At 57.1% G+C, this 19714-nt stretch carries 22 protein-coding genes and 1 pseudogene; 11 read left to right on the top strand and 12 right to left on the bottom strand.

Features of this window, described 5'->3' with window-relative positions; all coding sequences use genetic code 11:
• Positions 1-3: 3 nt before the first annotated feature.
• The 5 genes from ACR0B3_RS09115 to ACR0B3_RS09095 form a co-directional block, all read right to left on the bottom strand.
• Positions 4-696, bottom strand: coding sequence for an SDR family oxidoreductase (locus tag ACR0B3_RS09115; protein WP_480808781.1), 693 nt, complete (start codon positions 694-696; stop codon positions 4-6).
• A gap of 10 nt (positions 697-706) precedes the next feature.
• A complete protein-coding gene (locus ACR0B3_RS09110) occupies positions 707-1216 on the bottom strand; it encodes a nuclear transport factor 2 family protein (protein ID WP_480808780.1) in 510 nt (169 codons plus the stop codon).
• Between the two features lie 60 nt (positions 1217-1276).
• Positions 1277-2230: an alpha/beta hydrolase gene (locus tag ACR0B3_RS09105; RefSeq protein WP_480808779.1), complete on the bottom strand. Its 954-nt coding sequence runs from the start codon at positions 2228-2230 to the stop codon at positions 1277-1279.
• Between the two features lie 113 nt (positions 2231-2343).
• A complete protein-coding gene (locus tag ACR0B3_RS09100) occupies positions 2344-3147 on the bottom strand; it encodes a helix-turn-helix domain-containing protein (RefSeq protein ID WP_480808778.1) in 804 nt (267 codons plus the stop codon).
• A gap of 242 nt (positions 3148-3389) precedes the next feature.
• Positions 3390-4070 carry a GntR family transcriptional regulator gene (locus tag ACR0B3_RS09095; RefSeq protein WP_480808777.1) on the bottom strand — a complete coding sequence of 227 codons (681 nt, stop codon included), beginning with the start codon at positions 4068-4070 and terminating at the stop codon, positions 3390-3392.
• Between the two features lie 124 nt (positions 4071-4194).
• Between ACR0B3_RS09095 and ACR0B3_RS09090 the strand changes: the two genes are divergently transcribed.
• From ACR0B3_RS09090 to ACR0B3_RS09045, 10 genes are all read left to right on the top strand, one after another.
• The gene (locus tag ACR0B3_RS09090) at positions 4195-4701 is read left to right on the top strand and encodes a TRAP transporter small permease (RefSeq protein ID WP_480808776.1); all 507 of its coding nucleotides are present in this window, start codon (positions 4195-4197) and stop codon (positions 4699-4701) included.
• A 3-nt stretch (positions 4702-4704) separates the two neighbouring features.
• Positions 4705-5991, top strand: coding sequence for a TRAP transporter large permease (locus ACR0B3_RS09085; protein WP_480808775.1), 1287 nt, complete (start codon positions 4705-4707; stop codon positions 5989-5991).
• 19 nt (positions 5992-6010) lie between these two features.
• Entirely contained in the window at positions 6011-7021 is a 1011-nt protein-coding gene (locus tag ACR0B3_RS09080) for a DctP family TRAP transporter solute-binding subunit (RefSeq protein WP_480808774.1), read from the top strand.
• 21 nt (positions 7022-7042) lie between these two features.
• Positions 7043-8011: a C-terminal binding protein gene (locus tag ACR0B3_RS09075; protein WP_480808773.1), complete on the top strand. Its 969-nt coding sequence runs from the start codon at positions 7043-7045 to the stop codon at positions 8009-8011.
• Between the two features lie 167 nt (positions 8012-8178).
• A complete protein-coding gene (locus ACR0B3_RS09070; RefSeq protein WP_480808772.1) occupies positions 8179-8829 on the top strand; it encodes an RraA family protein in 651 nt (216 codons plus the stop codon).
• 66 nt (positions 8830-8895) lie between these two features.
• On the top strand, positions 8896-10086 hold the full coding sequence (locus ACR0B3_RS09065; protein WP_480808771.1) for an L-dopachrome tautomerase-related protein: 1191 nt from the start codon (positions 8896-8898) through the stop codon (positions 10084-10086).
• 63 nt (positions 10087-10149) lie between these two features.
• Positions 10150-11067 (top strand): sugar kinase, encoded by a 918-nt coding sequence (locus ACR0B3_RS09060; RefSeq protein WP_480808770.1) that lies wholly within the window; start codon positions 10150-10152, stop codon positions 11065-11067.
• A gap of 3 nt (positions 11068-11070) precedes the next feature.
• On the top strand, positions 11071-11775 hold the full coding sequence (locus ACR0B3_RS09055) for an SDR family NAD(P)-dependent oxidoreductase (RefSeq protein WP_480808769.1): 705 nt from the start codon (positions 11071-11073) through the stop codon (positions 11773-11775).
• 13 nt (positions 11776-11788) lie between these two features.
• Entirely contained in the window at positions 11789-12316 is a 528-nt protein-coding gene (locus tag ACR0B3_RS09050; RefSeq protein WP_480808768.1) for a 2,4'-dihydroxyacetophenone dioxygenase family protein, read from the top strand.
• On the top strand, positions 12294-12698 hold the full coding sequence (locus tag ACR0B3_RS09045; protein WP_480808767.1) for a methylglyoxal synthase: 405 nt from the start codon (positions 12294-12296) through the stop codon (positions 12696-12698). Before ACR0B3_RS09050 ends, ACR0B3_RS09045 begins: the two co-directional genes overlap by 23 nt.
• Before the next feature lie 8 nt (positions 12699-12706).
• Here the strand turns inward: ACR0B3_RS09045 and ACR0B3_RS09040 are convergent, their stop codons facing one another.
• The 4 genes from ACR0B3_RS09040 to ACR0B3_RS09025 all read right to left on the bottom strand — a co-directional run bounded on the left by ACR0B3_RS09040 (position 12707) and on the right by ACR0B3_RS09025 (position 16259).
• Positions 12707-13843, bottom strand: a complete 1137-nt coding sequence (locus ACR0B3_RS09040; RefSeq protein WP_480808820.1) for an S-(hydroxymethyl)glutathione dehydrogenase/class III alcohol dehydrogenase — start codon at positions 13841-13843, stop codon at positions 12707-12709.
• A 78-nt stretch (positions 13844-13921) separates the two neighbouring features.
• Positions 13922-14329: a cupin domain-containing protein gene (locus tag ACR0B3_RS09035; RefSeq protein WP_480808766.1), complete on the bottom strand. Its 408-nt coding sequence runs from the start codon at positions 14327-14329 to the stop codon at positions 13922-13924.
• Between the two features lie 17 nt (positions 14330-14346).
• Positions 14347-15150 (bottom strand): SDR family NAD(P)-dependent oxidoreductase, encoded by an 804-nt coding sequence (locus tag ACR0B3_RS09030; RefSeq protein WP_480808765.1) that lies wholly within the window; start codon positions 15148-15150, stop codon positions 14347-14349.
• Between the two features lie 41 nt (positions 15151-15191).
• Positions 15192-16259, bottom strand: a complete 1068-nt coding sequence (locus ACR0B3_RS09025; protein WP_480808764.1) for an SDR family oxidoreductase — start codon at positions 16257-16259, stop codon at positions 15192-15194.
• Between the two features lie 168 nt (positions 16260-16427).
• Between ACR0B3_RS09025 and ACR0B3_RS09020 the strand changes: the two genes are divergently transcribed.
• Positions 16428-17339 (top strand): LysR family transcriptional regulator, encoded by a 912-nt coding sequence (locus tag ACR0B3_RS09020; RefSeq protein ID WP_480808763.1) that lies wholly within the window; start codon positions 16428-16430, stop codon positions 17337-17339.
• Here the strand turns inward: ACR0B3_RS09020 and ACR0B3_RS09015 are convergent.
• From ACR0B3_RS09015 to ACR0B3_RS09005, 3 genes and pseudogenes are all read right to left on the bottom strand, one after another.
• A complete protein-coding gene (locus tag ACR0B3_RS09015; protein ID WP_480808762.1) occupies positions 17303-17788 on the bottom strand; it encodes a cupin domain-containing protein in 486 nt (161 codons plus the stop codon). The genes ACR0B3_RS09020 and ACR0B3_RS09015 overlap by 37 nt on opposite strands.
• A gap of 7 nt (positions 17789-17795) precedes the next feature.
• The gene (locus ACR0B3_RS09010) at positions 17796-18779 is read right to left on the bottom strand and encodes an ABC transporter permease (protein ID WP_480808761.1); all 984 of its coding nucleotides are present in this window, start codon (positions 18777-18779) and stop codon (positions 17796-17798) included.
• Positions 18776-19675: pseudogene (locus ACR0B3_RS09005) on the bottom strand (ABC transporter permease). Before ACR0B3_RS09005 ends, ACR0B3_RS09010 begins: the two are co-directional and overlap by 4 nt.
• Positions 19676-19714: the final 39 nt, after the last annotated feature.

The following is a 19714-nucleotide window of genomic DNA, read 5'->3' as shown; positions in this document are numbered from 1 at the left end:
CGTCTACCAATCGATTTCCAACCCGTCGCGAAAGAACCCGCCCGTTGGCCCGTTCCTTGGCAATGTCGCCGCCCAGACAACGCCTTTTGCGCCCTCGGGAATGGGGCGACCGCCCCCACCCATATCTGTGGCAACCCAGCCAGGGCACACAGCGTTGACGAGGATGCTGTCAGGCCTCAGCTCAGCAGCGGTCTTAAGAGTCAACGCATTCAATGCTGCTTTGGATACACCATAGCCGGGCGTACCAGCCGACATGCCCGTTATCGCCCCGGCACCAGACGACACGTTGACGATCCGGGCATTGTCGCCACGCCGAAGCAATGGACTTGCAGCGATCGTAGTCGCCCACGCACCGAAGAGGTTGGTCTCGAAGGCTCGGCGCACACGATCAAGATCGGCACTATGCGCGCGCTGATCGGTGTCATAGTCCACGCCTGCATTGTTAACCAGGACGTCGAGGCGCCCGTACGTAGAGTCGATCTGAGCAAAGGCCGCATCGATCGAAACTTGATCGGACACATCGAGCTGCAGGGCCTCGGCCTCTGATCCGATCTCTCTGGCTGCTGACCGACCTTTGTGCAGATCACGACAGCCAATCAAGACCTTCATCCCATGATCGCGGGCCAGTTGAAGGGCGACCTCTTTGCCAATGCCACGATTGGCGCCGGTCACGAGTGCGATGCGTTGGCTCGTCATGTGTTTTCCCTTAGTTCGCCTCAGCAGCGCGTTGGCCAGCAATTGCCACCAGACCACGGTCACCGGTTTCCCAGAGTGCCGTCATGGTCATCGACGTGACAACCCAGCGGTCATCCGATTTCTCAAGTTCATAGTCATAACGACCCCCAAGAACCCACAAGCCATCATCAAGACGATGGGTTGCAATAAAATCAGCCTGTGCTTTGGCGGATGTATCGGTCAATGAATTGATTGTGTGATTGGCCACCATGTGGTGCGTCGAGTCGAACCCGGGCAGAAAAGCGGACCATCCTGCCACAAGCTCATCGACGGGTTGCGTGATCGGGTCTCCGCCCCAGAGGCTGGTGTAATCCGTGGTGACGGTATCGGCAAATGCACTGCGCACACGGGGCCAGTCGTGGCGGTCGGCGCCAGCTGCGATGTCGGTGATTGCGGTTGAAATATCGGCCCGTTGCTCGGCGAATGCTGCGGTTCCGATCAAGGACACGGCTGCAAGAGTGGATGCGAGTTTATTATGCATGAGGATGCTCCGATTAACTGTGGGCGGACGCCGAAATATCGTTCGGCGTCCGCATGAGCCTTAGTTGCTTGAACCCGCGCGGAAGTGGTCGGCCACTGTGTCAGCTGCTCGGGTGACATCCTCGGGGTTGTCATAGAAATCGAACTGCGTGACATCCTCCAGCCACTGCGCTGTCGCCTCACCTGCAAAACCGGCTAGGAAAGTCTGAACACCCTGCGGGATTGCCGCGCTTTCCGAATGCACAATGGCCAGTGGTTTATCCAATCGCTGCGGGTTGTCCGCAGGGTGATAGGTCAACCAGCCTTCCCAGCCTGCATTGTTCCACTTGTCGTCATATTCGGGAATCGCACCGCGGTCGGCTTCATAATAGTAGCCACCAATCGGCATCAACACGCCTTCGGCACCTTCTGGGCCAGCCGCGGGGATGATCTGACCTCCAGACGCTTCGGCTGCATGAGAGACTTGGATCAGTCCGGCAACCCCTTCTTCACCACCATAGACAGCCTCAACAATCTCTTGGTTTTGCAGCCAAGGGGCCACCAGACCAACGCGCTGAACCAGAGGGTTACCAGAGACGGCGTCTACCATGTAGCCAGCCGAAGCACAGATACCCAAACCATTGATGTGATCAGCATCGACCTCAGGCAGGGTGGAGACGAATTCAATTGCGGCCTTGATGTCCGAGGTCTTTGCTGCGGGGCTTTCGACAAAACGTATTTCGTTTGGCAGATCGCCCGATTTTCCCCAACCGCGGAAATCGAATGTGAATGCGGCGAAGCCACGTTCGGCCATCTCTCGGGCATAATTAGCGGGCATCTGTTCTTGCACTGAGGTCCAGGCACCGGTGACGACCACAGTTGGTAGCGGGTCGGTACCGCGTTCTTCGGGCAGGTAAAGTGTACCGGACAGGGTGGCACCTTCATTTTCAAAAGTGACAGTGCGCGTTTCGACCTGAGCAATTGCAGCTGTTGAGGCAAGCAGGGCAGCAGCTGTAGTCATCGCCAATTTGTTCATGAGAGATCTCCCGATTTCTTGTCTGGATGGGTGTAAACCCGATGAACAAACATTTATGCGTTCAGGGGCTGGTGTACTTGCACCGAACCGCCCAGTTTTTGAAAGATTCTGCTTTAGGCCAAATTGTCTGCGCGAAACGCTCTGGGTGTTTGGCCGACGACCTGCTTGAAGCTACGAGTGAAATGAGCTTGATCAGAGAACCCGCACTCCAAGGCAATATTCCCAAGAGGCCGTCCCGGATCCTCCATCATCTTCAGCGCCTGTTCGATCCTGTAGGCCATAACGTATTGCATCGGTGTTGAGCCCAAGGTTTCTTTGAAGACACGCGCAAAATGCGAGGAACTCATCCCAACTTCGGCAGCCAGCTGCTCCACGGTGATCGTTTGGTCCAGTCTGCTTTGCACATATGCCAGAATGCGTTGATAGTGCTTTGATGTGAAGCGGGAGGACAGTTCGATATTTTCGGTTCGGCGCTTTCCATACTTCTGTAGCAGTTTTACCAAGAATACCCGGCTCATGGCTTCGAACATGACCCAAGAAGACATGTCATCCGTCTCAAGCGCATCGCGCAGTATTACGCCAGCGGTGCAAAGATCTGGGTCTGAGAATTGTGGTAAGTCCCGAAACTGCAGAGGATCAAGAAGCATGCCCAGTTCGGACTGCGCGAAGCGTTCAACTTTGACGGGGTCCAGCGTGACAACAATGACATCCGAAGCCGCGAACCATCGCCAACCCGAACGCATCCCTGCCGGTGTGACGATGATATCATCCTTGTGAAACGTGAAGTCTCGCAACTCACCATCTCGCCAGTTCTGAACCCTATGCGCGCTCGCCTGAAGATTCAGAAGAATATGATGTTCATGGAACACCTCTTCAGGCATGCGATCTGGTGGGGCCTGAAAATACCGAACTGACATCAACCCTGCTGCCGATGGTCGGTCTACCGCATCGCTGCTTAGCAATGGTTCTGAAGGGTAGATGTCTGCATATCTTAGCGGCAACAGGACGTTCCAATGGTAAGCTTGGCCAATCTCTCGGGCGATCTCCTGAGAGATTACGAGCTAGGCCATTGGCTGGCAAACACAAGCATCACACGCGTGTAACTCGTGTTTTCTGAATTCCGGTCTCAGATAGGCACGAGCAAACCAAGCTGGGGCGTTCAATGCGCCTGCTGAATCGGGCTGTCCAAATTCGTTGCATCACTCCAATAGGAACCTTCCTTCCTATCAATATGGAGTTTTAGGATTTCGAGCGCTCTCGGTACGTCTTCCTGTTTCACGCATTGAGCCAACTCAATATGTTCTCGATAGGACTTAGCCATATGGTCCGGATGGTGTCCCAACCGACTGCGCAACGCCGCCATTTTTAGGGCGATCGTCTGGTAGGCGTCATTCAGAAAACGATTGTCTGCGCGGTCAAAGAAACACTGATGGAACAGCGTATCCTGATACAGATACTCCGCGTCGTCGCCATCTTCACGGGCGGCTTCCATCCGATCAACGCACGCACTAAGCGCAGCATGAAGGGATGTCGGGTTTACACGCATTGCCGATGCCAACGCGGTTGTTTCAAGACAGACACGCGCATCGCAAAGCTTCGCCAATTCTTCGGGTTCCAGATTAAAAACGAACGAACCGCGCTGAGGTTCGACGACCAGAAGTCCTTCCATCTCAAGCCGGTTGATAGCCTCGCGCACCGGTGTGCGGCTGACCTCCAGGTTTTTTGCGATTCGGGCTTCTGACAGTTGTTCACCCAATTCGAATTCACCTTTGATGATCCGTTCCCGAAGGTTCTCTGCCACCAATTCCGTTAATGATTTCGGTCTGTTGAATGGGCTCATGTCGCTCTCCTCAGTTCGACAGTAGCAGCGGATTATCTGGCATACAATGTGTTAGTGTTGACACATTAGCATACTGTATGCCAGTTTTGATTCTCACCAAGGGACGGCATTGGGAGGGGCGTCTTTGCAAACTTTGGAGACATGGATCGTTGCGCTGAACCGCGCGCTGGTCGCATTGGCGTTGGCTGCGGTATTTGCAATTGTCTTCGCCAATGTAGTCGGCCGCTATGGGCTGGGCACATCCCTTGCATGGGTAGAAGAAGTCGCGCGGCATCTGATGATCCTTGGCGCATTCTGCGGTGCTGGTCTTGCCCTGCGTGAGGGGCGACTGGTTGCAATCACGACAATCCCAGATCTTTTGCCTGATGCGCTGGCGCGGGCGCTGCGTTGGGGCATCGTCATCGTGATGTTCGTTTTCATGGCGACGATGCTGTGGCTGGGCATCCAATTCGTGGAATTCGGCTGGAACAAGGAAACCATGTCCACCGGCATTTCCCGCGGCATTCCCTATCTGGCAATCCCGATCGGCTGTGCACTGTTCCTGATCCAGTTGGCCTTTTTTGCCAAACGCTTCGTACGTCAGGAATTCGAGCACGGACCAAGCCCCGAACGTGACCAGGCAGAGGTCTGAGCCATGGCAAAAACGCTTATCATATTGTTTTTTGCCACGCTGTTCCTGGGCGTTCCGGTGGCTTTCACCATGGGTATCGCGGGGCTGTCCGCTATCTTCATTGACGGCTCGCTGAACCCCCTTGTCGCGACACAACGGATGTTCGCGGGCATTGACAGCTTTCCCCTGATGGCCGTGCCCTTCTTCATTCTGGCGTCCGAACTTATGACAGCCTGCGGACTGACACGCGCGCTTCTTCGGTTTGCGAACGCACTGGTTGGGCATGTTCGGGGCGGTCTGGGGCACGTGAACATTCTGGTTTCGATGCTGTTTGCCGGGATCAGCGGTTCCGCCCTGGCTGACGCGGCGGGGCCGTCCGCAATTGTCATGCGGATGATGCGCGAGGCCGGGTACGAAAAGAACTATGCCGGTGCCTTGTCTGCGGCCACAGCGACCATTGGGCCGATCATCCCGCCTTCGATCCTTGCGGTTATCTTTGCGATTTCGACCAATGGCGTAACCGTCGCTGGCCTGTTCCTTGCGGGCATCGTCCCTGGCGTGTTGCTAGGCGTGGCGCTGGCCATCGCAAACCACATCGTGTCCACTAAACACGGCTATCGCGGGCGCGAGCATCGCGCGACAATGTCCGAACTTCGCAGTGCAACACTGTCCGCTATCCCTGCACTGATCATGCCAGCAATCATATTGGGGGGTATCCTGTTTGGTGTTTTCACCCCGACCGAGGCTGGCGCGGTCGCTTCTGCTTACGCGCTGTTCCTGGGCTTTATCCTGCGCGCCTTCACCTTCCGCACACTTTATGCCGCATTTGTGCGCGCTGCGGTGGTGACCTCATCGGTGTTCCTGATCGTGGCGATGGCATCGATCTTTGCCTGGCTGCTGACTTATCTGCAGATCCCGCAGGAACTGGCCAAACTGATCACCCAGATTACCGACAGCCGACTGGGTATCCTGTTCATTCTGGCCGCCTTTGCGCTGATCTGCGGCTTTTTCATCGACACGCTGCCCGCGCTGATCATCCTGACGCCAATCCTTGGCCCCATCGCCTATTCTGCCGGCATCGATCCGCTGCAATTTGGCATGATGCTGGTGCTGAACCTGACCATCGGGATGATTACACCCCCCGTTGGCCCGGTTCTGTTCGTAATCGCCACAGTCGGGCAACTGAAAATTGAAAAGCTGTCAAAGGCGGTCTTGCCACTGCTGCTGGCTGAACTCGTGGTGTTGCTTCTGGTCATACTTGTGCCCGGCGTCAGCACTTTTGTCCCCAATCTTTTTGGATTTGCGAACTGACATGAAAGGGAGGTACCTCATGAAAACCATGTCGAAACTGATGACGGCCACTGCTGTTGTCGCAATGACCGCCGCTGGCGCGGCCTCGGCCAAGGAACTGAAATACGCACATTTCCAGGCCGCTGACCTGAGCTCGCCGAAACACGCGGCCGCGCTGGCATTCGAAGCTTGCGTCGAGGGCAAAACCTCGGGCTCGATCGACGTCCAAATATTCCCGGCCTCGCAGCTGGGTGGCGGTTCCGAAATCATGGAAGGTCTGCAACTGGGCACTGTCCAGATGGCGGCGATCCACGATGGTCCGATCTCGGCCGTCTACAAACCTTTCTCGGTTCTGGCGATGCCTTACCTGTTCGACGACCAAGCCATGGCATGGTCGGTCATGGACGGCGAATTTGGTGATGCACTGGCCGAAGACATGCTGGCGCAAACCGGCATCCGCAACTTTGGTGTGGCCGACAACGGCGTCCGCAACTTCACCAACAATGTGAAACCTGTCGCTGAGCCTGCCGATATGGAAGGCTTGAAGATGCGCGTGATGACCGCGCCTGTGTGGGTCACACTGGTCGAAAGCCTTGGCGCATCGGCAACACCGGTTCCGTGGCCGGAACTGCCTGGTGCTCTGCAGCAGGGTGTTGTGGACGGTCAGGAAAACGGTGTGACCAACATCGTCAACGCGTCGCTGTACCAGCACCAGAAATACGTCTCGCTGGATGGTCACGTGTTCAGCTGGCACGCCTATCTGATGTCGGATGCGTTCTTCCAAGGCCTGACCGACGACGAGAAAAGCGCCGTTGAGCAGTGCGTGGAAATCTCGAAGACGATCCACCGTGGCATGACCGCCGCTCAGGACGCGAACGCAACCGCGATCCTGTCGGAAAAAGGCATGGAAGTTGTCCCTGTCAGCCCCGAGCAAAAAGCGTTGTTCCGTGCGGCTGCTCAGCCTGCCGTGCGCGAATACATCGTCAGCGAAATCGGTGAAGACTGGCCAAACCGCCTCGACGCAGCCGTCGAAGCTTACAAGGCTCAGTAAACTATGCCCAGGGACCGTCACATGACCAGCCAGACCATCGCAATCCTTGAACCCGGCTATGCCGCTTATGACACCGAGGCTTCGGTGCTGGCCGCGCAGGATGTTCAGATCGCACCGGTTGCGCCGGAAACCGAGGCGGTCCCGGCTTTGCAGGCATTGGACCCGGTCGCGATCCTCGTGCGGGAACGCACCGTGGACGCGGCCATCATCGATGCCTGCCCGAATCTCAAAGTCGTCGTCCGCTATGGCGTGGGCGTCGACAATGTCGACCTGGACTATGCAAAGTCGCGCGGGATCTATGTCGCGAACGTGCCTGACTATGGCGCCGAGAATGAGGTCAGCGAACATGCGCTGGCGCTTTATCTCGCAGTTCAGCGCCGTATCCCGTCCCGCGATGCCGAAGTACGCCTTGGGCATTGGGGAATTGGCCAAGCGGCCCTGATCCCAAGCCGCGAAAACGCCACCCTTGGCCTGATTGGTTGTGGCAAGATCGGCCTGCAGGCAGCACAGAAGTTTCGGGCGTTTGGATTTGCGTCAGTCCTGGTCTTCGACCCTTACCTGACCGATCAAGCCGCAGCGACTGCCAACGTGCAAAAGGTTGATCTGCCCGAACTGTGCAAGACAGCCGATGTGGTCAGCTTGCACGCGCCGCTCACCCCTGAGACGCGACATATTCTGGATGCGGAGCACATCGCCATGATGAAGCCGACATCGGTCGTGATCAATGTGTCACGCGGCGGCTTGCTTGATGAGGCCGCGCTGGCCGATGCCCTGAACCAGGGCCGCATTTTCGGGGCCGGTATCGATGTGTTCGAACAGGAACCGGTCAACTCTGACAATCCATTGCTGCATAGCGCCAACACAATCGTGTCTGACCATGCCGCCTGGTACTCGGAACGTTCGGTCGCGGTTCTGCAACGCTGCGCTGCGCGCGAGATCGCCAAAGTGCTGAATGATGAACACCCGGATCACTGGGTGAATAAATGGTGACCCTGCCTGATACGCGGCTGCCAGCCCGAACCCAACACTTGCCTTGGGCAGTGATATCAGGCGCCGCCAGTGCCGGGACTTCTCTAACAAATGCGGCTTGCGCCTCAGTCCGCGCGGCCCTGACAGCCTAACTGAAAAAAAACGTCTAAACGAAAAGGACTAATCTCATGAACACTCAAGAGCTCGTTGCAGGGTTTCGCGAAGTGGCGACTGCATCCGTTGCGGATGCCGTAGACAAAGTTGCTGGCAAAACCGGCTTCCTGCCTGCGTCGATCAAGCCGCGCATCAACGAAAAGAAAATCGTTGGCCCCGCCGTGACCATTCTGGAAGGTCCGACAGATGAATTCCTGCCGCCCCAACATGCGCTGGATGCCATCGACGAATCCGAGGCCGGTTCGGTCATCGTGATCTCGACCAACGGCACCACCGATGTGGCACTGTGGGGCGGATTGATGACTGCCGGCGCAGTGGCCAACAAGCACGAAGGCGCGGTTCTGGACGGCGGCGTGCGCGATCTGGTCGAGATCAAGCGCGACTATGACTTCCCGGTTTACTCGCGCTGTGTCAGCCCGGGCACCACGCTGGGCCGTATCAAGACACTGGCCTCGAACGTCGAAGTGGACATGGGCGGCGTGATCGTTCACCCCGGCGACATCATCGTGGCCGATATCGACGGTGCCGTCGCTGTCCCGCGTGAACACGCCGAAGCGATTCTGGAAATGTCGCGCGAGATTGACGCGCGCGAAGCAGAACAGGCGCGTCTGATCATCGAAAGCGGGTCGCTGCGCGAAGGTCTGGCGAAATACGGTCGTATCTAAAATCAAACGTTCCGCAGGCTGCTGCAACAGCCTGCGGAACACCAAAACTCAGCAAGGGAGGAATACATGCTGAAACGAATGCTCAACACGGTGGCCCTTACCGCCGTTCTGGCCACCCCGGCGCTTGCGAACGAGCCCGAAGTGGTAGCGGAATGGAACAGTCTGCCCTATGCCGTCAAGGACGAAGCCACAAAATCTGCTTGGGAAGGCAGCGAAATCCACGGCAAGGCACTGGTACAAGGTGCCAAGGTTGACAGTCAGGGCAACATCTATGTCTCGACCGCGCGTTGGGGCGGGGCCGAGATTCCGTCTACCGTTTCCAAACTGGTCAAGAACGGCGACACCTGGGAACTGGAGGCATTCCCGTCCGAGGAAATGAACAGCATGTCGAACCCCGATGGTCTGAAGGCCGTGCTGGGGTTTGAGATCGACCGCAATGACGTGATGTGGATTCTGGATCAGGGCCACGTGGCGGGCCCTCCGTACGAAGATGGCGACGCCAAGCTGGTGCTTTGGGACCTGAAAGAGAACAAAGAAATCCAGCGCTATGTCTTCACCGCGGAAGAAGCGGATCGGCAGTGCTCGTTCCTGAACGATCTGGCTGTCGATAATGACACCGGCTTTGCCTATATCGCTGACAGCGGCATCTTCTGTGACCCGCTGCATGGTGGTCTGATCGTCTATGACAGCAACACCAACTCGGTACGTCGCATTCTGGACCAGCACCGGTTCACCAATGACGAGCCGAATTTCTTCTTCAACATCGACGATCGTCCGGTTCTGAAAAATGGTGGCATGCGCACTGGTGCCGATGGCATCGCGTTGTCGGGTGACAAGGAAACGCTCTACTGGACCAACCTGACCGGCAATCACCTTTATAGCCTGCCGACCGAGATTCTGCGGAATTTCGAGACAAATGAAACCGTGATCGAAAACGCGGTTGAGGTCGCGGCGGTCCTGCCGTCGAACACCGACGGTATGACGGCTGACAATGCGGGCAACATCTACATGACCGCGCTGTCGCTGGACGGGATCATGAAATTCGATGAATCCACCCGTCAGGTCAGCCGTTTCGTCCACCACCCCGAAATGAACTGGCCCGATACACTGGCCTGGGGCCCAGATGGCGAGATGTATGTCGTATCGAACCACCTGCATATCTGGGTCGATGGCGACATGAACTTTGACGACCCCGAGATCCCGAACTTCCGCATCTGGAAGATCCCGGGTGTTGGCAAAAGCTATACCGCTGAATAAACCTCCCACCTACTCACTTGGTCGGCCCGTCAGGGCCGACCCCTTTCTTGAAATGAGATGAAAATGACCCCTGATATCCTCTGCCTTGGCGAACCTATGCTGGAATTCAATCAGCAACCTGATGGGAACTACCTGCCGGGTCATGGCGGAGACACGTCGAACTGCGCCATCGCCGCCGCACGGCAGGGTGCGTCGGTCGGGTACGTAACGCATATCGGGGCCGATACATTCGGCAATTCTTTCATGGATCTGTGGAAGGCCGAAGGGATTGACACAACGACAGTGCGTCAGGTGACGGAGGCACATACCGGGGTATACTTTGTGACCCACGGTGCAGACGGGCACGAATTCAGCTATTTCCGCGCTGGATCTGCCAGCAGTCGGATGGGACCGGATGATCTGCCCGTGGCAGCGCTGCAATCGGCAAAAATCCTGCATGTTTCAGGCATCAGCCAGGCGATTTCAGACATTGCCGCCGATGCCGTGTTTGCCGCCATCAAAATTGTGAAGGACGCCGGTGCCCTTGTTTCATACGACACCAACCTGCGCCTCAAGCTTTGGCCGATTGAGCGCGCACGCGCGGTGACCCATGCGGCCATGGCGCAATGTGACATCGCGCTGCCGGGGCTGGATGACGCTGAACAGCTGACCGGGCTGTCCGATCCCGATGCAATTGCAAATTTCTATCTGGACCTTGGTGCGAATATCGTCGCCTTGACCCTCGGGGCTGAGGGCACGCTGGTTGCGACGCCCGACAAACGAGAACGCGTCAAAGGCCGCAGAGTCGAAGCCGTCGATGCCACCGCTGCAGGCGACACGTTTGATGGGGCGTTTTTGTCCCGTATCGTGGCCGGCGACGATCCCTTCGCTGCCGCACGCTATGCCAACGCCGCCGCCGCTTTGTCGACGCAAGGGTATGGCGCGGTTGCACCGATGCCGCGCAAGGACGCGGTTGAGGCGTTTTTGGCGCAAGGGGACTGACCCATGAAACACGCCGTCGTCATAGGCGGTACCCGTGGTATCGGTGCCGGGATCGCGGGAACTTTGCGCGACAAGGGATGGCGTGTGACGTCTACTGGTGTCGGTGCAGACGAAGTGTCGGAGTATGCCGCACAATTTCCCGACGATACCGCCGCACAGCTGGATGTGCGCGACACGCAGGCCGTGACATCCTTCTTTGCCGGACTTGGGCACCTGGACGGTTTGGTCAATTGCGCTGGCATTCTGGCGCGCGGCACTGAATACGAGATCGAGACCTTTGAAAAGGTCGTCGACATCAATCTGACCGGTACCATGCGGTGCTGTCTAGCCGCTCAACCCCTGCTGGCGGCCTCCGGTGGGGCCATCGTGAACACGGCCTCGATGCTCAGCTACTTTGGCGGCCCCTTGGTTCCGGCCTATTCCGCCAGCAAGGGCGGCGTGGCGCAGTTGACCAAAGCCCTGGCCGGAAAATGGGCGGCGGAAGGCGTTCGCGTCAACGCCGTGGCTCCGGGCTGGATCGAAACCGAAATGACTGAGGCGTTGCGCGCCGATCCGACCCGCAACCAACCCATTCTAGGCCGCACTCCACTCGACCGCTGGGGCAAGCCGTCAGAGGTCGGCGCGTTGGCTGCATGGCTTTTGTCTGACGAGGCTGCTTTTGTAACCGGAGCCGTCTATCCTGTGGATGGTGGCTATTCCGCAATGTGAAAAGGACAATCCCATGCCTGTTCAAGGACACGACGACGATCCAAGGATGCCGTATCAGCTACCCTTTCCAAAGGATGCGCAGGAAGAGATCGTTGTCCCCAAGGCCATTGCCGAAGATGAGCGTATATGGGTGCCTCAGACCGAAAACGTGTCTTTCCGGCCCCTGTGTCTGAACCGGTCGCAGGGTTATTGGATGAACCTGCTGCGAGTACGCAAATCGGGTGTTCTATCCCGACATCGACACCCTCAGCCCGTGCATGGGTTTGTTCTGAAAGGCCGCTGGCATTATCTGGAGCATGACTGGGTGGCCGAAGAGGACGGCTATGTCTTTGAACCGCCGGGTGAAACACACACGCTTGTGGTTCCGGATGATGTCGAGGAAATGATCACCTACTTCCAGGTCAATGGTGTCATGCTTTATGTCGATCCATGGGGCAAAACCATGGGCTATGAGGACGTGTTTACCAAGATCGACATGTGCCGTAAGCACTATGAAGAGGTTGGTTTGGGGGCGGATTATGTCGAGCAATTCATCCGCTAAACGCCTTCGTCTGGCCCTTGTCGCGCATGATGCCAAGAAAGACCTGATGGTCGAGTGGGCCAAATCGCACGCTAATACTCTGAAGAATGCCGAGCTTTTCGCAACCGGAACCACCGGAGCGCGGATCAGTGCTGCCTTGCCCGATCTGCGGGTAACGGCGCTTAAAAGCGGCCCATTGGGTGGGGACCAGCAGCTCGGCGCAATGATATGCGAAGGCAGACTGGATGGGTTGTTCTTCTTTATCGACCCAATGTCACCAATGCCTCATGATGTGGATGTCAAAGCCCTGAGCCGACTGGTGATTGTCTATGACATACCCTTTGCAAGCAGCCCCAGCACTGCAAACTTTGTTCTGAACGGAATCGTTCAATCAAGCCATTAATCACAACTCTAAAATTCGACGACCGCACGAATGGATTTGCCTTCATGCATCAAATCAAACCCATGGTTGATCTCATCCAAGGTCAGTTTGTGAGTGATCATTGAATCTATCTCGATCTTGCCGTCCATGTACCAGTCCACATATTTTGGCACGTCGGTACGACCTTTAGCGCCCCCAAAGGCGGTTCCTTTCCAGACGCGGCCGGTGACCAACTGAAACGGGCGGGTCGAGATTTCGGCACCCGCAGGGGCCACGCCGATGATCACCGACACACCCCAACCGCGGTGCGAGCATTCCAATGCGTCCCGCATGACGCCGACATTGCCGGTGGCATCAAAGCTATAGTCCACGCCGCCGAATTGATCCTTTTCGGTCTTCGTCAGCTCAATAATTGCTTCGGTAACGGATTGGCCCTCGGGCAGTTTCGACGGATTGACGAAATGGGTCATGCCGAATTTCTTCGCCATTTCGGCCTTGTCATCATTCAGATCGACGCCAATGATCATATCCGCACCCGCCATGCGCAGGCCTTGGATCACGTTCAGGCCGATGCCCCCCAAGCCAAACACTGCGGCTGATGACCCCAACTCGACCCCGGCCGTATTGATGACGGCACCGATGCCCGTGGTCACGCCACAGCCGATGTAGCAGATCTTGTCGAACGGTGCGTCGTCGCGCACCTTGGCCAGCGCGATCTCGGTCAGGACGGTGTGGTTGGCGAAGGTCGAGCAGCCCATGTAGTGGTAGATCGGGGTGCCGTCGAGCATCGAGAACCGGGTGGTTCCGTCCGGCATCAGGCCCTGGCCTTGGGTGTTGCGGATCGCAGTGCACAGGTTTGTTTTGCCTGACAGGCAGGCGTGGCATTCGCGGCATTCGGGGGTATAAAGCGGGATCACGTGATCGCCGGGCTTCAGGGTGGTGACGCCTTCGCCCACCTCAACCACAACACCTGCGCCCTCGTGGCCCAGAATGCAGGGAAAGATCCCTTCGGGGTCGGCGCCCGAGCGGGTGAACTCGTCGGTGTGACACAAGCCCGTCGCCTTGATCTCGACCAGCACCTCACCGGCCTTTGGCCCCTCGAGGTTTACTTCCATTATTTCCAGGGGTTTGCCTGCCTCAAGAGCAACGGCGGCGCGCGTGCGCATCATGGTTCATCCTTTCAAGAAAAAATGCCCGGGTGTTAGGGAGCTGCCCGGGCAAGTCGGAGGAGGTATGTGCCGCTGTTACACAGGCAAGGGGCTATTTGGGGAGTTTTTGAATTCGACAGTGGTAAAGATCAGCTCGGTATCGCCGATGTTGGTCAGGTCGTGCAGCATGAATTCACCTTCGGCGAAATTGAAATGCATGACGTCGCCGGCCGCGTAATCGGCATCTTTTGTTACGCCGGTCGCATAGTGCGACCGAGATTTTCCCGCGTTAATCGCGACCCAAAAGTAGTTCAGCACATGGCGGTGAAAGCCCGCGCGCTCGCCCGGTTTCAGGGCCAGGCGCCACACGCGCACGTCGTCTGTTTCCGAAATCAGATCCTGACCCACGCGACCATTCATCTTGTTTTCATGGATTTCGGTTTGCAGAGATTGATCCCAATCGACCCCGGGTGTGATCTGATCGTTGCTGGTAAGAGTTGTCATGCCACTTTACTCCTCAATCAAGTTTGCAGGGACGGGACCACACCGCCGTCCACGCCCAAAACGATGCCGCTGACAAAGTCGGAGATGTCCGAGGAAAGATAGAGAACGGCCTTGGCCACATCCTCGGGTGTGCCAAGACGACCCGCAGGCAACTGGCTGTCTTCCAGGAACGCAGTAACTGCCCCGTCGCGGTCTTCGCGCGGCACACCATAGTGATCGGCCAACGTATCCAGGAAGCCGCCCGGCACGTCCCAAAGTTCAGTCCGAATATGGGCAGGCGCCACGATGTTTGAGCGGATGCCTTTGCGGGTATAATCCCGTGCCAGGATCTTCGAGATCATGTTGATCGCAGCCTTCGACACCGAATAATCCGGCAGCAGCGGATGCGGCTTGATCCCGGCCTCGGACCCGCAGTGAACCAAAACGCCCTTGCCTTGCTTTTCCATCACCGGAAGAACGGCGCGCGCCATCCGGATGTATCCCATCACGTTCAGATCAAAGGTCTGCTGCCACTGCTCATCCGTGACCGAAAGAAAATCGTCCCGCCCGGGAGCGGCACCCGCATTGTTGAACAGGATGTCGATCCGGCCGAACGTTTCGAGGGCTGTTTTAACAACCTGCTCAGCCGAGCCCGGCTGCATCAGATCGACATCGACGCCGACGACCTGGCTGAGATCGCCCAGTTCGGCCAGATTGGCCGTGTTGCGCGCGGCACCGACAACTTTTGTGCCCGCGTCAAGATAGTGTTTTACGGTCTCCAGCCCGATGCCGGAGCTGGCGCCGGTGACGATCGCCACTTTGCCATTCAGATCCTGTGTCATGAAGGAACCTCTGGTGATTTGATTTCGTGTACTTGATGTGTTCAGGGGATGATGCGTTCAGCGCGCAGTCGATCGAACACGTCGATGAAGCTTTGGGCTGTGTCCTGGAACTGATCGAACCCGAGCGCCCGGCATTTCGCCATCGAGTGTACGCATTCCATCGGGCGGCCCAGATCCAGGTCGCTGTGCCAGGCTGATGCCAACTTGCTCAGGGGGTTGCGCTGAAGGTTGTGCTCTTCGACCAGGGCGTCCCATGCAGGCCCGCTGTCTTTCATCTGTTCTTCCAACGAGTTGTATTCGCCGGGGTACTCCGCCACCTCAATGTCAAAATAATCCGCGATAGTCTGCCAAAGCTGTTCCCAACGGAAGACATCGCCATTGACCGCATTGAACGCTTCGTTGCGGGCATTGGGTTCGGTCGAGGCCCAGACGATCTGTTTCGCCAGAATGCGCGCATCGGTGATGTCGTTCAGGCCGCGATAGGCCGTCGAGGAACCGGGGAAGCGGAACGGCTGCCCTGTCGCCTTGCAGATGGATGCATGGGTGGCCAGTGTCGCGCCAATGTTCATCAGATTTCCAACGGCGTAACCGATGATAGTGTGCGAGCGGTGCACGGACCAGCCAAAGCCAAACTTGTCGCTGTACTCCATCACAACGTCTTCCAGTTCGTAATAGAAGTTCTTCTTTTCCAGCCGGGGTGCGCATTCGCGGAACGGTGTGATCGGGGTGACTTTGCCATAGTCCTCGAACGGACCAAGGTAGTGTTTGGTGCCGGTCACCACAGCAACATGCTCCACGCATCCCTTGTCCTTGAAAGCATCCAAGACGGTTCGCAGCATATTGCTGTTCAGGCGGATGTTGTCGTCTTCGTCTTTGCCCAATGTCCATGAGCAGTAGTATATGTGCGTCGGCGAAAGCTCGGACAGGGCCGCAACAGCGTTGTCATGATCCATCAGATCAACCGCGTGGCTGTTGATGTAGGACACACCCTGCGGCGGACGGCGCGAGACACCGTGGATTTCCCAACCCCCTTGTGCGTGCAAGTGTTCGGACACATTCAGCCCGACAATGCCGGTCGCCCCGACAATGAGTGCGCGTTTTGCGTACATGCCATTCCTCCTCCGTTATCCGTCGCTGGACGGCCTCAGCAGGACGGTGACATGCCGCATTACCTTCTCCCAGAGCCGTTATGGCAAACTTAATTTGAATTTTTTTCACAGGTGGATCGGTTATGATGATATTAGGAAAGCAAAGCCGAATTCAGAGGACCAAAGGCAATGATCAACCGTGGTGGCGAGATGGAAATCTTTGTTCGCGTAGTCGAACATGGCAGCTTCTCGGCAACTGCACGTGCGTTGCGTTTGACTCCATCGGCGATCTCGAAACTGATCTCTCGGCTTGAGCAACGGTTGGGCGTGTCGCTTATTCTGCGCTCGACCCGTGGATTGCAGCTTACACCTGAAGGAGAAGTGTTCTTTGATCGCGCCCAACGGATTGTCAGCGAGATCGAGCAATCCGAACGCGCGGTGTCCTCAGCGTCTGAAGAGGCGCGCGGTACCTTGCGGGTCAATTCCAACATCCCCTTTGCACAGCACTATCTGCTGCCAATCGTTCCGGGGTTTCTTGAGGCTTATCCCGGCATCACGCTGGATCTGGTGCAGACCGACATGCCGGTTGACCTGATTTACGAACGCGCCGACGTTGCTATTCGCACCGGCCATCTTTCAGACAGCGCGTTGAAGGCGCGCAAGCTTCTGGAAACACCGCGACATGTCGTTGTTTCGCAAAGCTATCTGGACCGGTTCGGCAAACCCAGGCATCCCACCGATCTGGAACGGCACAATTGTTTGAACTTCAACATCAAGCGCAGCCTGGATATCTGGCCCTTTGATGGGCAGAAACACGGTGAATCCGAACGTTTGGATCAAGCAGTTAAGGGTAACTTACGCGTCAGCGACGGTGAAACCATGCGCCGGATGGCATTAGAGGGTGTCGGCATCGCCCGCCTGTCTGAGTTTCACATCGGAGCAGATATTGCCAGCGGCGCGTTGATCCCCATCCTTGACGATTTCAACCCTGGCGACACCGAACCGGTGCAGGCGTTGTTTGTGGACCACGCGCATATGGCGAACCGTATCCGCGTGTTCATTGATTACGTGACCACGGCACTTGCCGAAGGCTCCCAGTGAACGTCATCAATATGGCGCGGTTTGACCCGGATGTGATCCGGGATCGGTAATGGCGCATTTTCGCAATGCAAGTGCTCGCAGATCATCATGGAAAAAGGGGTGTTTCCAATGTTTTTCATGTCGTGCAGCAGATAGTCTCCCTCTTGGAACTGCACATGACGCACCTCACCGGCCTCAAAACTGAATTCAGCCTCATTGCCCAGATGGTCACATGATGAAGCAAGCCCCGAGGTCAAAGCGACGCGAAAGTAGTCCAGAACGTGACAGTGAAACCCCAGTCGCTCACCCGGGTCGAGATCGAGACGCCAGACACGCACACGCGCGTTCTCGGACAGGACAAATCGACCAACGCAGCCATTGCGGATGTTGCGTAGCAGTTCGGCCTGGCGCTCCTCCGGCAAATCGGCCGGAGGGGTGAGTCTGACGGTGTTGGATGTTCTAACCTGCATTATGGACCTATCCTTTTGCCGCGTTCTTGCGGCTATAGAGTCCGACCATCACGATGATCACGACGCCGTATGCGATCTGCTTGGCGGCCTCGGGGGCCTGCATAATCGACAGCATCGATGACATCAGCGTGATCAGCAACACACCGGCAACAGTCCCGGCATAGCGTCCAACACCGCCGAACAGGCTGGTACCGCCCAGAACGACCGCTGCAATGCCCGGCAGCAGGTAGGGATCCCCAATCCGCTGATACGACTGACCAGCATACCCTGCTAACATCATGCCAGCCAGGGCGCTCATCAAACCGGCAAAGACAAAGGCTAATATGGTGACACGCTTGGTATTGATCGCAGACAGATAGGCCGCAGGCTCGGAGGTGCCAACCAGATAGATGTTGCGGCCAAACACCGTGCGTTTAAGCAAAAAGATGGTCAGGACAGATACCGCAATCCAGACCAGAACCACCACGGGCAACCCGGCAATCCGCCCCTGTCCAAGCGCGCTCATGATCGGGGACGGCTGGCTTGCCAGCGCATAAAATCCGCTGAAATAGACCAACAACCCAAGCAGGATGTTATTGGTAGCCAGTGTCCAGATCATGGATGGAATGCGCATAACCGCAACACCAAACCCGTTCACAAGGCCCACCAAGGCACCAACACCCAGACCCGCCAACAGCCCCAGCTCACTAATTCCGGCCTCAGGGTTTGCACCCACAACGGCCGTCGAGATTGTCGCTGCCGCGGTCATGATCCAGGGCACCGACAGGTCAATCTGCCCCAGCAGGATTACCATCATTGCACCCGCAGCCACGATCCCCAAAAAGGCGCCGTTCTGCATCTGCTGAGCCAGGTAATAGGGCGACAGGAACTGTGGGAAGAACAGGCCTCCGACCACGATCAAGAGGATGATGGCCGCAAAAACCGAACGCGTTGGCCCATCAAACGGAAGTTTTCGCGCAATAAAGGGTTTGTCTTGTGCCACGCTGTTCATTGGAACACCTCCATGCGGTTGGTGATTTTCAGAAGGCGCGTGGCGCCGAACGAAACGGCAATCAACAAAACGGTACCTTCGAACAAGGGCTGCGCAAGGGGCTGCAAGCCGATGAAAAAGATCAGGCTGCCGATGGTGCGCAGAACCAAAGCACCGGCGATTGAACCCACGACGCTGCCAACACCGCCTGTCAGCATGGTGCCACCGATGACAACAGCGGCGATTGAGTTCAGCGTATAAGTAAGCCCGATCGAGGGGTCGCCCGACAAGGTCTGAAAGCCGATAAACAGACCACCCAACGCGGCGAAAACCCCGCCCAACGTGTAGGCCGCGATCTTGGCTCGAGCCACGTTCAACCCCGAGGCTTCGGCCGCCGCCTAAGATGAACCGACCGCGATGATCGAGCGTCCGATGGGGTGACGCCGGATCGGATACCAGATCGCCACGGCACCCGTCATGACCAGTACGGCCGAGGGCACGATGCCGAACGCATCCATGGTGAACGCGTCGCTCAACCCGATTGAGATATCGCCACCGGGAATCGGACGCACCAACAAGGCCAGCCCAGTAAAGATCGCACCGGTTGCTAGTGTCGCGATGATTGCCTGCAACTTGCCGATGAACACTACCAGACCATTCATCAGGCCGCATAAGGCGCCCGCCAGAATGACAATAACCACTCCAAAGGCCACTTCGGTTGGCGAGCCGTTGACGAGGTGCGAAGCGATGCAGTTGGTCAGCGCCATTATAGGACCGATGGACAGGTCGATACCCTTGGACAGAACCACGATGGTCTGCCCGACCGCGAGCAATGCCAATGCGGCACATTGGTTTGACCAGGTAGTGAATACACCCAATGTCGCGCCGCGGGGGTGCACGCTAAGAAAGATTGCCATTAGCACGGCAAATACGCCCCACGCAAACAGAGTTCGCCC

The organism is Ruegeria sp. CE9 (genome assembly GCF_056537425.1).
Note: the sequence above shows the minus strand (reverse complement) of the source record. Positions and strands in the feature narration are given on the sequence as shown.

Bases quoted from the DNA above. Each gene is read 5' to 3' on its own strand.
- ACR0B3_RS09080 (WP_480808774.1), top strand. From the start codon at position 6,011: ATGAAAACCATGTCGAAACTGATGACGGCCACTGCTGTTGTCGCAATG.
- ACR0B3_RS09100 (WP_480808778.1), bottom strand. From the start codon at position 3,147: ATGTCAGTTCGGTATTTTCAGGCCCCACCAGATCGCATGCCTGAAGAG.
- ACR0B3_RS09020 (WP_480808763.1), top strand. From the start codon at position 16,428: ATGATCAACCGTGGTGGCGAGATGGAAATCTTTGTTCGCGTAGTCGAA.
- ACR0B3_RS09095 (WP_480808777.1), bottom strand. From the start codon at position 4,070: ATGAGCCCATTCAACAGACCGAAATCATTAACGGAATTGGTGGCAGAG.
- ACR0B3_RS09115 (WP_480808781.1), bottom strand. From the start codon at position 696: ATGACGAGCCAACGCATCGCACTCGTGACCGGCGCCAATCGTGGCATT.
- ACR0B3_RS09030 (WP_480808765.1), bottom strand. From the start codon at position 15,150: ATGACACAGGATCTGAATGGCAAAGTGGCGATCGTCACCGGCGCCAGC.
- ACR0B3_RS09075 (WP_480808773.1), top strand. From the start codon at position 7,043: ATGACCAGCCAGACCATCGCAATCCTTGAACCCGGCTATGCCGCTTAT.
- ACR0B3_RS09035 (WP_480808766.1), bottom strand. From the start codon at position 14,329: ATGACAACTCTTACCAGCAACGATCAGATCACACCCGGGGTCGATTGG.
- ACR0B3_RS09050 (WP_480808768.1), top strand. From the start codon at position 11,789: ATGCCTGTTCAAGGACACGACGACGATCCAAGGATGCCGTATCAGCTA.
- ACR0B3_RS09085 (WP_480808775.1), top strand. From the start codon at position 4,705: ATGGCAAAAACGCTTATCATATTGTTTTTTGCCACGCTGTTCCTGGGC.
- ACR0B3_RS09040 (WP_480808820.1), bottom strand. From the start codon at position 13,843: ATGCGCACGCGCGCCGCCGTTGCTCTTGAGGCAGGCAAACCCCTGGAA.
- ACR0B3_RS09110 (WP_480808780.1), bottom strand. From the start codon at position 1,216: ATGCATAATAAACTCGCATCCACTCTTGCAGCCGTGTCCTTGATCGGA.
- ACR0B3_RS09060 (WP_480808770.1), top strand. From the start codon at position 10,150: ATGACCCCTGATATCCTCTGCCTTGGCGAACCTATGCTGGAATTCAAT.
- ACR0B3_RS09105 (WP_480808779.1), bottom strand. From the start codon at position 2,230: ATGAACAAATTGGCGATGACTACAGCTGCTGCCCTGCTTGCCTCAACA.
- ACR0B3_RS09070 (WP_480808772.1), top strand. From the start codon at position 8,179: ATGAACACTCAAGAGCTCGTTGCAGGGTTTCGCGAAGTGGCGACTGCA.
- ACR0B3_RS09010 (WP_480808761.1), bottom strand. From the start codon at position 18,779: ATGAACAGCGTGGCACAAGACAAACCCTTTATTGCGCGAAAACTTCCG.
- ACR0B3_RS09015 (WP_480808762.1), bottom strand. From the start codon at position 17,788: ATGCAGGTTAGAACATCCAACACCGTCAGACTCACCCCTCCGGCCGAT.
- ACR0B3_RS09025 (WP_480808764.1), bottom strand. From the start codon at position 16,259: ATGTACGCAAAACGCGCACTCATTGTCGGGGCGACCGGCATTGTCGGG.
- ACR0B3_RS09065 (WP_480808771.1), top strand. From the start codon at position 8,896: ATGCTGAAACGAATGCTCAACACGGTGGCCCTTACCGCCGTTCTGGCC.
- ACR0B3_RS09055 (WP_480808769.1), top strand. From the start codon at position 11,071: ATGAAACACGCCGTCGTCATAGGCGGTACCCGTGGTATCGGTGCCGGG.
- ACR0B3_RS09045 (WP_480808767.1), top strand. From the start codon at position 12,294: ATGTCGAGCAATTCATCCGCTAAACGCCTTCGTCTGGCCCTTGTCGCG.